The sequence below is a fragment of the Sphingomonas sp. Leaf257 genome (assembly GCF_001422185.1).
Lineage (GTDB): Bacteria > Pseudomonadota > Alphaproteobacteria > Sphingomonadales > Sphingomonadaceae > Sphingomonas > Sphingomonas yabuuchiae.
Genome location: NZ_LMMH01000018.1, coordinates 1 through 12,998 on the forward strand (window position 1 = coordinate 1; position 12,998 = coordinate 12,998).

Below are 12,998 nucleotides of genomic sequence, written 5' to 3' on the forward strand. Positions count from 1 at the left end.
ACCGACCATGGCTTGCCCTGATGAAGCCTGCGGCCGCTTCGCGGCCTTGCCTTCATCAGGGCCATAGCGGCCCCCGAACCAGCGCTTCCCAATGTGCTATGGCAGCGAGTTCATCGCCGCCGCCGTCCAGACCTGGCTCAGGCAGATCGGCGTGAAGACGCTCTACATCGCCCCGGGCTCGCCATGGGAGAACGGCTACAACGAGAGCTTCAACGGCTCGCTGCGGGATGAGCTGCTGAACGGCGAGATCTTCTACACCCTCGCTGAAGCCAGGGTGCTGATCGAGGCGTGGCGGCGTCACTACAACACTGTCCGACCGCACAGCAGCCTCGGCTATCGACCACCCGCCCCGGAAGCGGCGACACCGCCATTGCCGGCCTCCGGTTCCGCTTCGCTCCACCTCCGACCGGCAATGGCGGCGGAGACGACAATGCACTAACTATCTACCCGGACCACCCGGTGGGGGCTGCTCACGGCCTGACCCATTGCAACGCTGATCTGATCGAGACTTTCGACGACATCGCCAGCCGCGTACAAACCGCTAACCGAGGTCTGTTGATGGGCGTCGGTGACAACGCAGCCGCCTTCGCCAAGCTTCACGCCGATCCCGGCGACGAGTTGCGTATGCGGCGAGGAGCCAAGTGCCGGATACAGGGTATCAAACGAGAGGCGACGCCCATCTGCCAGTCGAACCGCGATCTGATCGCCTTCGATCGATATCTGGTTCACCGCTTCCTTGATGACGTCGACACCGAGCCTAATAAGCCGCGCCTCATCCGGCCAGGAGAGTTCGGGCGAGCGCTGCGCCAGCAGCGTCACCCGCGCGCCATAGGGGCGGAGGAACTCGGCCTCGGCAGCACCATGATCGTCACAGCCCAGCACAGCGATATTGGCGCCCTTCGCTTCGTAAGCGTCGCACACCGGGCAATAGCGGATCAGGCCGCGCGCCAATGCAGCATCGTGCGACGCCTGAGGCATTGAAGGCCGGTGATTTCGGACGCCGGTCGCCAAGATCACGGTACGGCCTTGCCAGCTTGTCGTTTCCGTCGCGACGGAGAACCCGTCCTCGACGATCGCCAGGCGAACCACCTTGCCCTGCTCGATCGTCGCGCCGTAAGCCTGTGCTTGCCGTTTCATCCGCGATAGCAGATCAGCACCACCAATCCCGTCTGGAAAGCCCGGCAAATTGTGTGACCGCGGAATCGAACTCGCACGCCCCGCTCCCGCGTCGATGACGACACAGTTGCGTAGAAAGCGCCCGAGATAGGTCGCGGCCGTCAGTCCGGCGGGGCCACCGCCGATGATGATGCAATCCACGTTTTCCTGCGACGTCGACGTGTCAGCTGCTGTACGCATAAAGCCATTCTCCCAAGCCGGCTCTAGCGCGCGCTCTATTCACATTTACGTGCGCACGGCGTTCGTCCCTCACACGCCGGGTGTCGCGTAGGATGATTCCTGTCCCGAATACGCCCGGCAGTCGTCATCCAAGCAAAGTCGGATGGTGTCGCTGCGGCTACGCTTCCCGTACGAACAAGCTCGAACAGATCGGCGCGTCAGTGGCCGCCATGACCGCCGCCCCCACCATGACCGAAGCCGCCGCGATGGCCAAAGCTGCCACCGTGTCCATAACCACCGCCGTGAAGTCCGAAGCCGATCCCAATCGAACCATAGAAGGGCGACCCATAGCCGGGATAGCCATAATAGGGATCGTAATAGCCCCCGCCCCCCCGATAGCGCGCATTATATGCCAAATTTTGGGCGGGCACCGCGATCATGCAAGCTTGCACATTTTGCGCGGCTGGGCCGCCGGGTCCCCCGGGACCGGGCGTGGCTGGAGGCGCGTCCGGCGCTGACAAGGGCTGCGCTACGAAAGCTCCCGGCGTATTACACGGCACTGCGAAATAGGCGATGTTACGGCTGGGCGGCCCATAGGTCGCGCACCCGCCGAGCGCCGCTGCGAGTCCGGAAAGTGCCGAAAGCTTCAGAATCTGCGGTGACATGCGAAAGCCTCCATCGCTTGGGCCTGGATCACGATAGTCGCCAAGGCTGCAAGGCGCATGCACCGCCTCAAACGCTGCTGCGGATCCAGGCGCTGGCCGGAACCACCGACTGACCAGGCGCACCAGAACCGCTCATATTATTAAATACGCAATCGGCGGTGAAATCCCTCAAGGCACGCCGCCCAATCACTCCATCACTGCGAGCAGATCGTCGACCGTCGTGGTCGCGAACGCGGTGAAGCTGTCCGCCACTGCGTAGGGGAGCAGTAGATCGCGGCCGACGACGAGCGCGCCGCAGCTGTAGACGACATTAGGAACATAGCCGTCGCGCTGTTTAGGGCTGGGAGCCAGAACCGGGCGAGGCGTCCGCGCCAAAAGCTTCGAGGGGTCGTTTTTGTCGAGCAGGCAGGCGCCGATGCAGTAGTTGCGCACCGTGCCAACCCCGTGCGTCAAGACGAGCCAGCCCTCGTCCACCTCGATCGGTGAGCCGCAATTGCCCATCTGGACAAACTCCCACGGATACCGCGGCTCGATCAGCTTGGCGCCACCGCCCCAGTGGAGGATGTCGTCCGATCTCAGTAGCCAGATGTTCTTGTTGTCCTGGCGACCGAGCATCGCGAACAGGCCATCGATCCGACGGGGAAAAAGCGCCATCCCCTTGCCCAATGAGGCATCGCCGGTAAGCGCGCGCATCTCGAACGTTCTGAAGTCGGTCGTGGTCAGCAGCTCCGATCGCGCCTCCGCGCCGCTGAACGCAGTGTATGTACCATGGTAGGCGAATGTGCCGTCGCCTTCGTCAAAGCGGACCAGCCTGAGATCCTCGATCCCCTGGCGTTGGCTAGGCAGCACGGGAAACAGCACAGTTTCCGACAAGGTCTCGCTGCCGTCATACCGAAGCCGGGCGAGGTCGTCTGTATCGGCACGCTCGATAATGGGCTGCATCGACACCGAGCTGGGATCGTCCACAACCAGCGTGCCGCCCGGCTTCCACCGCCCCGTACGGAAGGTAACTGAAGACAGATGGCCCTCGCCGATCCCGCGCAGCGAGAGGATAAACCGAACCTCGCCATCGCCAACGTCGCTTTGGTCGGGATGCAGCACGGCGCTGGGATTGAACAACGCCGCGCTCTCATAGGCGTATTCCTGACTGAAATAGGCTCCGATCAGTCGGCGTCGCGCATCGTCGCAGCGATCGGCGCCGTCGAAGTGATCGGCGACCTCGTCAAAACGCCGCCGCAGCATCGTGTCGACGTCGCGGTGGTTCTCATCCAGGGACGCGGTGACGCCCTCCAGCTGACGGGTCAGCTCCGCCTCGCCGAGCGACAGGATCAGATTGACCGTTTCCTGAGTGCGGGTCGTGCCAGCGTCGAAACCTCGCGGATAGCCGGGCTCAAACGGCCTGACCAGGGTACGCGACGGGTCGGGCCGTAGCGTCACATGAGGAAAACGGAGCTTAGCGCGCTGGATCATGTCTGGCTTTCTCGAATTGCGGTATGTGAATGGGCGGGCTTGGCCATCAAAGCGGATCCTCGTGGAATCATTAAGCCTCTACCCAGGTTGGAGATGCCGCAGTACCGCAGCGTTCAACCGGCGCCTCAGCGGGATATCGATGCGCGTGGCCATGAACCAGGACGCGGTGCAGAGTGCAGCCAGCAGGAGAATCCCGGACCAGGGAGCGGGTAATTGCGGCAGACCTGGTAGAAGTTTGGGCAGGCCCATTACCCCAATCGTGAAGACGGGGATTTGCAAGACATAGATGGGATAAGAAATTTCCCCGAGGAAAGCGCACATTCCTCGGCTTGGTACAGGGTTGCGTCCAATCGAAGCGGCTACAATCAGTGGAAAGACGAGCAGCACGCAGGCCGCATCGAATAACCCCCGCAAAACAGGTGATATGGGTGAACCAAGGGCACCGACCGTGATTGCGATGATGATGATTTGGGGTAATTTCACGGAAAATAGCGGTGCTAGTTTTCCTGTCTCCCGCGCGCGATGAATCAAAACTCCGACAAAGAATGAAAAGGTGACCCTGATTGCGGCAAGATGAGCATCAGGCCAATATGCTCCTCCATTGAGATTGCCGCGAACGAGCGCCAATGCCAAAAGCATCAAACCCGATATACCAACGATCACTCCCAGTCGTTTGTGAGTTAGAACCCCAAAACCAAAGCCGTAAGCAGCGTTCGCGAACAGCTCGAATGAAAGAGTCCAGGCTACGAAGTTGGCAGGAAACAGCGGTTGGTAGGGGATGCCCACAGGCGGCGATGGCAACATCACGAAGTTGAAGACGCTGGACAGTATTATCTCTGCTGCGAGATGATCGTTTCGATAATAGTATGCTAATTCAACGGTGCCCAGCGCCAGGGCCAGGATATAGAATGGGTAAAGGCGTATCAGCCGAGTGACGATGAACGCTCTGCCACCCATTCCGTCTTGAAGCCTTAGAACCCGACCGAAAATTAGGTTGAGCGATTTCAGTCAGTTGTGATTCACCGGGTTTTGCGAAGACCTTGGAGAGCACATGGGCTGGACCGAAACCGCTCGTCGCGAGCATGACAGAAGTAGGCTGCGTTACACAAGCGACTGCACCGATGCGGAATGGGCGATCATTGCGCCGCTGCTGGCTCGAACGACGAAGGTGGGCCGCCCGCGCCTGCACCGGGCACGGGATCTGTGGAACGCGATCCAGTACCTTGCCGCGACGGGATGCCAGTGGGCGCAACTGCCCCGGGACTTTCCCCCGTTCACGACCGTGCAGTACCATTTCTACCGGATGCGCGACAGCGGCCTGCTCGATGCGATCAACGCGGTGCTGGTAGCCGGAGTACGGATTGCCGAAGGGCGCGAGGCAGAACCGACTGCGGGCATCATCGACAGCCAGTCGGTCAAGACCACCGAAGCGGGTGGGCCGCGCGGCTATGATGCCGGCAAGAAGATCAAGGGCCGCAAGCGCCATATCGCGACCGACACGGCCGGCAACCTCCTCGACGGACTGGTGCTCTCCGCTGACATCCAGGACCGCGACGGCGCACCGGACCTCATCGAACGCTGTCGCGACGCCTATCCGTCCCTGAGCCGTTTCTTCGCCGATGGCGGCTATGCCGGGCAGAAACTGGCCGCCGCTATCGCGCATATCGACCACCTCGCCATCGAGATCGTCCGGCGTTCCGATGCCCACCGCTTCGTCGTCCTGCCCCGGCGCTGGGTCGTCGAGCGCACCATCGCATGGCTCAACCGATGTCGGCGTCTCGCCAAAGATTGGGAGGCGTCCGTCGCCTCCGCCGAAGCCTGGCTCATCATCGCTTCCATCAGGCGCATGACACGCCGTATCGCAAAACTCGAATTATGAGTCGGGCTCTAAGGTTGCGGAGCAAATAGTAGCTATTGAGGACTTTGAAAATAAGCCATGGCTATACGGCGAGTGGCAGGTTCGCTTTCAGGCAATTATGGCTACAGCAGCGGCGACGCTTTATGAGTTAAAGCGGATTGATCCTCCACAGCCCGCAACACAGGTCCAACCAGCACAGACTGGCTGAGCCGTCAGGAACGAACTTGACTGCCAATTTTTGAATGAAAGGATTTCAAAACACCATCTCAATGGAAGCCGGCCTAGCTTAGCCGCTTAGCCGCTTAGCAGCTTAGCAGCTTAGCAGCTTAGCAGCTTAGCCGCATGGAATAGTGTCGGCGCGTCCCGCGTCCCGTGTAGGACCGCGCTCCATCTCCACTGCGCTTCGATCGAGCCGCCGATCGGCGGCTCATTCCTAGCAGGTGACGATCACTCGCGCGGCGCGCGCACGCGTCCTAACGACGCCAGCGAGCCTGTAACGTCGCTTTTATGAGGGAAGTGGGCATGACTCCCCCTCCCAGCAACGGCAATCAGCCGAGCTGTGGCTCGCTGCGCTGCGCCCGCACCATCCCGGCAGATGCCCGCTGTCCCCTCACCGCCCGCTGTTCGCCACGAGGCAGGGCCGATGGCTTTGGCCATCGCCCAAGAGCGATTTGCCAGGAGAGGATTATGGAACAGGACAATCGCGAGAGCTGACCGAACCGGATGGCGACCGGCATGGCCCACTGTTCGAGGCGCTGGATGCTCCCCTGCCCTCCCAAATGCGCGGCGCGATCGGCTTCATCAGTCGCGGTGCCAAGGGCGAGGCGATCGGCGCGTGCTGGACAATCGGTGCAGCGGCGACAGGCATTTCGGCACGCCGCTTTGCCCGTCATCGATCATGGGCCGATGCGTCACCATTTGCTCAAGACGCCGAATGGGCGACGGTGGCTAAGCGACTAATTGGCTTTACTACTAAGCGGCTAAGCGGCATAAGTCGCTTAGCCGCTTAGTGGGAGTAGCAGTCATGCAGGTATGGGCCGTGATCGCGCAGAAGGGCGGTCAATCCAAGACGACCCTCTCTACCGGCTTCGCCGTCGAGGCAGCGCGCGAGGGGGCGTCCGTCGTGATCCTCGATGCTGACGATCGGCAAGGGTCGGCGCTCTACTGGTCGGAACGTCGCGACATGGACGACGTGATGGTGAAGGACAGCAGCGTCGCCGGCCTGCCGCTCCACGTCTCGCGCGGGCGAAGCAGCGGTAAGATCGACCTCATCATCATCGACACGCCGGCGAACTCGAAAGACATCGCCATGCTCGCGGCCGAGCAGGCGGATTTCGTCATCATCCCTGTCGCGCCGCGCGGGCTAGACGTTCATTCGGTGTTGCAGACCGTGAAGCAGGTCCAGCAGGCGGGCACGCCATTCGCGGTCATCCTGACCCAAGTGCCACACCAGGGCGGGGAGGGTCAGGAGGCTCACGCCGGTTTTGCGGCAAAGGGCGTGACGCTGTTCGACAGCCGCCTCCATTTCCGCAAGGACTATTACAAGGCGACGCCCCTTGGTCGGACAGCGACTGAGACGGAGCCGGACAGCAAAGCGGCAGCAGAACTGCGAAGCGCCTATGAAGAGGCTAAGCGACTAAGCGGCTATGCGACTAAGCAAGTAAGCGAGATGGCATGATGGCAAGAAAACCTTCCGCGCTGGCCGGCATCTTCGATGACCAGCCCGAAGAACGGGCACCGGCGCCCGCCGTCGAGCCTGTCCCCATGCCTCAGCAGTCTGCACCCGCACGTCGACCGCGTCGTGACGCCGGCACGCCGACGTCGGCAGCGCCGGCCAAGCGCAGCAGCCATCCCGGCAAGAAGCCGGTGCTGATCCATATTCCCGAAGACATGCACCGTGCGTTGCGTCAACTCAGCGTCGAGGAGGGCGGGGAACCGCTTACCGTCATCACCGAACGCCTGCTCCGCCAGTATCTGGTCAAGCGGGGGCACACCAGGTTCGCGCCATGAGCAAGCGGCGCAATCCCAACCCCGAGTTTGACCTGTTCATCCCTGCGCTGGGCGACCTACCGCTCCGCGACCAACGCGAGGTCATGGAGCGACCATTCTTCTCGCTTCAGAAGCGCAAACGATTGAAGCCGATCGAGTATAAAAGCCTGGATGGCGAGGCATGGGTGCGCGTCCAGGCGATCCCCGACTATGGCATGGCGACGATCTGGGACGCCGATATCCTGATTTGGGCGGCGTCCACGCTGAACCGCATGAAGCAGCAGGGCTTGAACGACCTGCCGCGTACGCTGACGACGACGCCTTACGACCTGTTGCGGGCAATCAAGCGCAGCACCGGGGGCAGGGACTATCAGGAGCTGCAAGCCGCGCTGCTCCGGCTTCAGACCACATCCATCACGACGTCGATCCGGGCGACGAAGCGCAGGCAGAAGGCGGGCTTCAACTGGCTTGATAGCTGGACGTTCGATACCGACGCCGACACCGAACAGCCGCGTGGGATGACGCTGACCCTATCCGACTGGGTTTACGAGGGCATCGTCAACGAGAAGTCGCTGCTGACTATGCACCCCGACTATTTCCTCCTGTCTGGGGGGCTAGAGCGGGCGCTGTATCGCATCGCGCGCAAGCATGTCGGCTCGCAGCAGGGTGGGTGGTTGTGCCGGGTCGAGGTGTTGCGCGACAAGACCGGCAGCGACGCCCAGCCCAAGGAGTTTAACCGGATGCTCCGGCGCGTGATCGAGGCCGATCAGCTCCCCGACTATGCGATGGAGCTGGCGGAGACGACCGACAGGAGTCCGGCCGTCCAGTTCAGACGCCGCGGTGAGGCCGAGGCGCTGGCGCTGACAGAGAAGATGCGGGCGGAGGAGGAGCGGCGTGCGCGCTTTGACGCCGATCGCCGGCGCACCGCGGAGGTGGATGCCCGGATGGACCAGCTCGCCGGGCGACGCTGACTATCGGGGTTTCACCCACCGCTGACCCGACTATCGGGGTTTTACCCACCCGGCACAGTCTTGCAGCAGTCGCTGGCACGCCGCTTCCGATGGCAAACAACCCCTCAGCCCATGGATAACCGATCCGAGTACGCGGTTTCCGGGGCGTCTGACTCGGGGTTTCACCCACCATTACTTCGGGGTTTTACCCACCGCACTATCGGGGTTTCACCCACCGAATCACGGGGTTTCGCCCACCAGGCATTCCCGTAGGCTACTGAAAATGCGAGAAAGATTCCGGTTTTTGGACCCCTTAACCTTCTTAACAATTCCTATTTAACAGAATCACTTAACCCCACAGCATGGATCAAAGAGGCGAAAAGGAGATTCGGAGCGGAATTGCCCAAGAGCAATGCGCTTTTGTTACGTGCCGGCTATTCGCCGTCACAGAAGCGGCCTAACGGCCGCAGGCTTCCGGGAGAAGCCAAGCCGATCCCGCGGTGTGTATGTGTCGGCGTCACGCTCATTGAAAGGGTAGGGCAGGGAGATACCCCGAACCGATCGTCGGTTTCATCGGTGTGTGCGATCGCGCTGGATCGTAGAGGCCAGCGAACTCGCGTTCGGCATCGTAACAGATGTTCGCGACGTTAATCGGGTGGGGGGTATCGCCGGCAGATGCGCCTGGGCAGGCCTCGATGGGCGTTCCTGAGCTGTGATTACGAGCAGTTTTGAGAGAGAAGCTCGCCGAGCAATGCCACCGGATCGACCCCAATCGCCAAGGCGACCGCCACATATTCATCCACGCTCAACTGGCGCTCGCCGGTTTCGTAACGCGATACATAGGCCTGCTGCCATCCGAGCCGCTTCGCGAGGTCGACCTGACGAAGCCTGGCGTCCCGCCGTGCCACGGTCAGCGCAGCGACGATGCGGGCGTGCAGGTCTGATGGAACAGAGAAGGCGGGCACCCAGAAGCATTTAGACCGGCTTGAGGGATATGCGGAAAGCGTATATCGTCCAGGCTTCCGATCGGGAGTGCTGACATGAGACTGTTCGAGCGCATCGCTACCTGGTTCGAAGACTGGACGCTCCCGGACCGTCTGGGGATCGGCAACCACGGCACGGACATCAATCCGGCGACCGGATTGCCGACCATCGCGGGAACGGGGACCCCCGACGTCGCCGGCAATCCCTACGGTTCTACCCGGTCGCACGATTACGAGTCCGACTGGCAGCGCCACGATCGCTGGGACAGCGGTGCTCATGACCATTTCCAGCATCACGACAGCTGGTCGGCCAGCAGCCATGATCCCTGGCGTGACTGAGCGCGTCCCGGTGGCTGACCGGCTGATCGCACGATGGGAGGTGAGCCAGCTGAACGTCGTCCCTTATGCGATCAGCGTCGTGGTCTTCCTGCCGATGCTGATCGTGACGATCGGTATCGCCAAGGCGATCGGCGCCAGACCGGTCGTCGCCGGACGGGGTATGCTCGTCCTCTGGGTGGCCCTGTTCGTGACCGAGATGGGGCGAGGGCTCTGGACCTTGCGGCATCGCTACGCCTCGCCGCGCTGGCTGCGCGCGGTTCATGCCGCGGTCGGTGACGACCTCGCCGTTCACGCGCTCGCTGAGCTGATGCGCCAGCATCGGTACGAACCCGATTACGTCCTTCTGAGATCCGACATGACCAGCGCGGTCCAGCAGGAGCGCGCCAGGCGCAAGGACGTGGCCCAACGTGGCAAAGGGATCCGGGTGATGGAGGCACCGGACCCTACCTCTGGTTTGGAGGCGGAAGCCAGCGATCCCCGGATTGCCGAAGAGCGACGCGCCCAAGCGCGCGAGCGTCGTGCCGCTGAGAAGATTCTGGCAGCGGCAGCGCCGGTGGCAGGCGATATGTTCCGGATCCCGCGCTGAACCCGCTGGCGTACCGCCGAGTAGGCGGTCCGGGTAGAATGATAGTTCGCTTGCTGGCCGGCTGACACGCCGGCCCGGATGCCCCGCTGGAAGCCGGAATGAATACCGAAGCACCACGGCATCGATACCACAGCGTCCGGATCGCGCAGTGAAGGAGCACACACCACGCTATGGATAGCGGCCGTGTTCAGAGAATAAGATCGTGATTTATCATTGATGTAGCAGGATATCGGCCGTGCTGCGGGTTTCGCGAAAGCTACCTCGTGACGTGCTACAAGGGTGCTACAGCGCTACGGTGGCCGTGATCCACCGGCTGCGCAGCGACATGAGGGTCGCAAGCAACCGACCCGTGCGCTGCTTCCCCTGGGAGCACAGGCTCATCTCTCGTCGGGCGTCATGGACAAGGCCGGTGTGCCAGCAGCAGCCGATGTCGAGCCCGGATGCTCGCGTCTGCTTCCGTGCGGTCAGGACCTGCCGGACGGCCGTGCGCGGAAGCGGCGCGGGTCGAAGAACCAGATCAGCATGACCGCGCTGGTGACAGCTGCGGCGATCCAGCAGGCAGCCGCGAGGGCAGGGGCATAGCCCAGCAGACGGGCCGCCAGACCTGCCAGCAGCAGTCCAGTGCACAGCGCTGCCAGTCGGCGCACGACCGGCCAGTTGCGCCGCTTGAACCCGACCCGCCGCGTCTCGGCCGTCCAGGCCGCCAGCTGTTCATCTCTGGATCTGCCCATCTCAGTCCCCCAGCGACAAGGCGAGCAGCGTACCGCGCAGCTGCTTGCGGTTGGCAGCACCCGCGTCCGCTCCTCCGTCGTATATCACGCGCGCGAGCGCTTGGCTGCGTTCGTCAGGCAGCTTCAGCCCTACGTCCCTGCAGACGGCGTCCACGTCGGCGCGCAGGCGATCGAGCCTGTCCCAGTCGACCGGGCCGTAGTAGCTTCGAGGAATGGTATCCTCGCCCAGGATCACCCATTCGGGATCGACATCGTAGTCGCGCCGGAGCTTCGCCATCAGAACCACCGGCGGCTCGGCCCCGCCCAGCTCCCAGCTGTGGATCGGCGTGGAAAAGGGACCCCGTTAGCGGGGTGATCGGCGTCGAAAAGGGACCCCTCATCCTGGTGTTCTAGGCTGTTCGCTTGGCGGTGTGTCAGGCGGCGAGATCGGGATGCTGGTATTGGAGACGGTGTTGAGGATCCGGCGCGAGCACGCGTCGGGCAAGGCCATCAAGGCGATAGCGCGGGACCTGCACCTGTCGCGCAAGGTGGTGCGCAAGGCGATCCGGGCGCCGGAAGCGGACATGGGTTATCGGCGAGAGGTGCAGCCGCTGCCGAAGCTGGGGCCGTTTCAGGCGCGACTGGATGCGTTGCTGGAGGAAGATGAGGCACGGCCGCGGCGCGAGAAGCTGCGCCTCACGCGCATCCACGACCTGCTGCTACGCGAGGGGTTCGATGGCTCGTACGACGCGGTTCGCCGTTATGCGGCGCGCTGGCGGCAGGCGCAGCGTCGCGACGTGATGAATGCGCCGGCGTTCATCCCGCTGCTGTTCCGGCCGGGCGAGGCTTACCAGTTCGACTGGAGCCACGAGGACGTCGAGATCTCGGGCAAGCCGATGCGCGTGAAGGTCGCGCATGTCCGGCTGTGCGCGTCGCGGGCAATGTATGTGCGGGCCTATCCCCGCGAGACACAGGAGATGCTGTTCGACGCGCATGCACGGGCGTTTGCTTTCTTCGGAGGCGTGCCGACGCGCGGCATCTACGACAACATGAAGACGGCGGTGACGAGCGTGTTCACCGGCAAGGAGCGGGTCTTCAACCGTCGCTTCCTGGTCATGGCCAACCATTACATGGTCGAGCCGACCGCCTGCTCGCCGGCGTCGGGCTGGGAGAAAGGTCAGGTCGAGAACCAGGTGCAGACCGCACGCGGTCGCTTCTTCCAGCCGCGCCTGCGATTTACCGGCCTCGAGGAGTTGAACGGCTGGCTGGAGGCGGAGTGTCGGCGCTGGGCAGAGTTGCACCAGCATCCCGAGCAGAAGGAGCTGACAGTCGCCCAGGCATGGGCAGCAGAACGGGCGGTGCTCCAGCCTGTTGTCGCACCCTTCGACGGCTTCCACGAGAGCGAGCATGCGGTAAGCGGCACATGCCTCATCAGCTTCGACCGCAACCGCTATTCCGTTTCTGCCAGGGTGGTGCGACGTGCCGTCCAGGTCCGCGCCTATGCCGACCGCATCGTCGTGCGCTGCGACGGTGAAGTCGTCGCCGACCATCCCCGGTTCTTCGGCCGCGACCGGACCATCTACGACCCGTGGCACTATCTGCCGGTGCTGGTGACCAAGCCGGGTGCCCTGCGCAACGGCGCACCGTTCCAGGGCTGGGAGTTGCCGCCTGCGCTGGCACGACTGCGGCGCAAGCTTGGCACCGGCGACGATGCCGACCGGCGGTTCGTGCGGGTGCTGGCAGCGGTGCTCGACGACGGGCTGGAGGCGGTAGAAGTGGCCGTGCGCGAAGCATTGCTGGCCGGCGTCGCCAGCGACGACGTCATCGTCAACATCCTGGCCCGCCGGCGCGAACCGCCGCGACCGCTGACTATTGTCACGCCAGAAGATCTGGCGCTGCGCCATCCGCCCCGTGCCGACTGCAACCGCTATGACAGCCTGCGAGGTCTCCATGCAGCGGCATGAGATGATGACGGCCATGGCCGAGTTGGGGCTGAAGGGCATGGCTGGCGCCTTCGACGAGGCGGTCACTACCGGTCTCCAGCGCAAGCGCACGACCATGGAGGTCCTGACCGACCTGCTGCGTGCCGAGGCGACGCACCGCCATGCAGCCT

Annotated in this window: 14 protein-coding genes and 2 pseudogenes; 9 read left to right on the forward strand and 7 right to left on the reverse strand. The window is 63.0% G+C overall.

Annotated elements, in window-relative coordinates:
- Window positions 1-100: 100 nt before the first annotated feature.
- Window positions 101-439: pseudogene (locus ASF14_RS10675) on the forward strand (integrase core domain-containing protein); the annotation flags it as partial.
- On the opposite strand, the gene ASF14_RS10680 reads toward ASF14_RS10675, so the two are convergent.
- From ASF14_RS10680 to ASF14_RS20830, 4 genes are all read right to left on the reverse strand, one after another.
- Window positions 436-1,356 (reverse strand): NAD(P)/FAD-dependent oxidoreductase, encoded by a 921-nt coding sequence (locus tag ASF14_RS10680; protein ID WP_010408736.1) that lies wholly within the window; start codon window positions 1,354-1,356, stop codon window positions 436-438. The pseudogene ASF14_RS10675 and the gene ASF14_RS10680 overlap by 4 nt on opposite strands.
- 197 nt (window positions 1,357-1,553) lie before the next feature.
- On the reverse strand, window positions 1,554-1,775 hold the full coding sequence (locus ASF14_RS10685) for a hypothetical protein (RefSeq protein ID WP_010408734.1): 222 nt from the start codon (window positions 1,773-1,775) through the stop codon (window positions 1,554-1,556).
- Between the two features lie 411 nt (window positions 1,776-2,186).
- Window positions 2,187-3,470 (reverse strand): glycoside hydrolase family 130 protein, encoded by a 1,284-nt coding sequence (locus ASF14_RS10690; protein ID WP_010408731.1) that lies wholly within the window; start codon window positions 3,468-3,470, stop codon window positions 2,187-2,189.
- A 78-nt stretch (window positions 3,471-3,548) separates the two neighbouring features.
- Window positions 3,549-4,478 (reverse strand): acyltransferase family protein, encoded by a 930-nt coding sequence (locus ASF14_RS20830; protein WP_083748343.1) that lies wholly within the window; start codon window positions 4,476-4,478, stop codon window positions 3,549-3,551.
- A 43-nt stretch (window positions 4,479-4,521) separates the two neighbouring features.
- On the opposite strand from ASF14_RS20830, the gene ASF14_RS10700 reads away from it, so the two are divergent.
- The 5 genes and pseudogenes from ASF14_RS10700 to ASF14_RS10715 all read left to right on the forward strand — a co-directional run bounded on the left by ASF14_RS10700 (window position 4,522) and on the right by ASF14_RS10715 (window position 8,288).
- Entirely contained in the window at window positions 4,522-5,349 is an 828-nt protein-coding gene (locus tag ASF14_RS10700) for an IS5 family transposase (protein WP_076712056.1), read from the forward strand.
- Between the two features lie 702 nt (window positions 5,350-6,051).
- Window positions 6,052-6,199: pseudogene (locus ASF14_RS22545) on the forward strand (transcription elongation protein SprT); the annotation flags it as partial.
- A gap of 153 nt (window positions 6,200-6,352) precedes the next feature.
- Window positions 6,353-7,006 (forward strand): ParA family protein, encoded by a 654-nt coding sequence (locus ASF14_RS10705; RefSeq protein ID WP_056434790.1) that lies wholly within the window; start codon window positions 6,353-6,355, stop codon window positions 7,004-7,006.
- Window positions 7,003-7,338, forward strand: a complete 336-nt coding sequence (locus ASF14_RS10710; RefSeq protein ID WP_236697021.1) for a hypothetical protein — start codon at window positions 7,003-7,005, stop codon at window positions 7,336-7,338. Before ASF14_RS10705 ends, ASF14_RS10710 begins: the two co-directional genes overlap by 4 nt.
- The gene (locus tag ASF14_RS10715) at window positions 7,335-8,288 is read left to right on the forward strand and encodes a replication initiator protein A (protein WP_056434791.1); all 954 of its coding nucleotides are present in this window, start codon (window positions 7,335-7,337) and stop codon (window positions 8,286-8,288) included. The genes ASF14_RS10710 and ASF14_RS10715 overlap by 4 nt, the downstream gene beginning before the upstream one ends.
- Window positions 8,289-8,983: 695 nt before the next feature.
- On the opposite strand, the gene ASF14_RS22030 is transcribed toward ASF14_RS10715, so the two are convergent.
- Entirely contained in the window at window positions 8,984-9,232 is a 249-nt protein-coding gene (locus tag ASF14_RS22030) for a helix-turn-helix domain-containing protein (protein ID WP_201780575.1), read from the reverse strand.
- A 75-nt stretch (window positions 9,233-9,307) separates the two neighbouring features.
- Here ASF14_RS22030 and ASF14_RS22035 point away from each other — a divergent pair, with 75 nt between their 5' ends.
- Together ASF14_RS22035 and ASF14_RS10730 are read left to right on the forward strand one after the other, a co-directional pair.
- Window positions 9,308-9,589, forward strand: a complete 282-nt coding sequence (locus ASF14_RS22035; protein WP_056434792.1) for a hypothetical protein — start codon at window positions 9,308-9,310, stop codon at window positions 9,587-9,589.
- 10 nt (window positions 9,590-9,599) lie between these two features.
- Window positions 9,600-10,175 carry a hypothetical protein gene (locus ASF14_RS10730; protein ID WP_076711957.1) on the forward strand — a complete coding sequence of 192 codons (576 nt, stop codon included), beginning with the start codon at window positions 9,600-9,602 and terminating at the stop codon, window positions 10,173-10,175.
- A gap of 464 nt (window positions 10,176-10,639) precedes the next feature.
- On the opposite strand, the gene ASF14_RS10735 is transcribed toward ASF14_RS10730, so the two are convergent.
- Both ASF14_RS10735 and ASF14_RS10740 read right to left on the reverse strand, forming a co-directional pair.
- Entirely contained in the window at window positions 10,640-10,906 is a 267-nt protein-coding gene (locus ASF14_RS10735) for a hypothetical protein (RefSeq protein ID WP_056434794.1), read from the reverse strand.
- Window position 10,907: 1 nt separating this feature from the next.
- Window positions 10,908-11,183: a hypothetical protein gene (locus ASF14_RS10740; RefSeq protein ID WP_139330526.1), complete on the reverse strand. Its 276-nt coding sequence runs from the start codon at window positions 11,181-11,183 to the stop codon at window positions 10,908-10,910.
- A gap of 154 nt (window positions 11,184-11,337) precedes the next feature.
- On the opposite strand from ASF14_RS10740, the gene istA reads away from it, so the two are divergent.
- Window positions 11,338-12,849, forward strand: a complete 1,512-nt coding sequence (gene istA, locus ASF14_RS10745; RefSeq protein WP_078462179.1) for an IS21 family transposase — start codon at window positions 11,338-11,340, stop codon at window positions 12,847-12,849.
- Window positions 12,850-12,998: the final 149 nt, after the last annotated feature.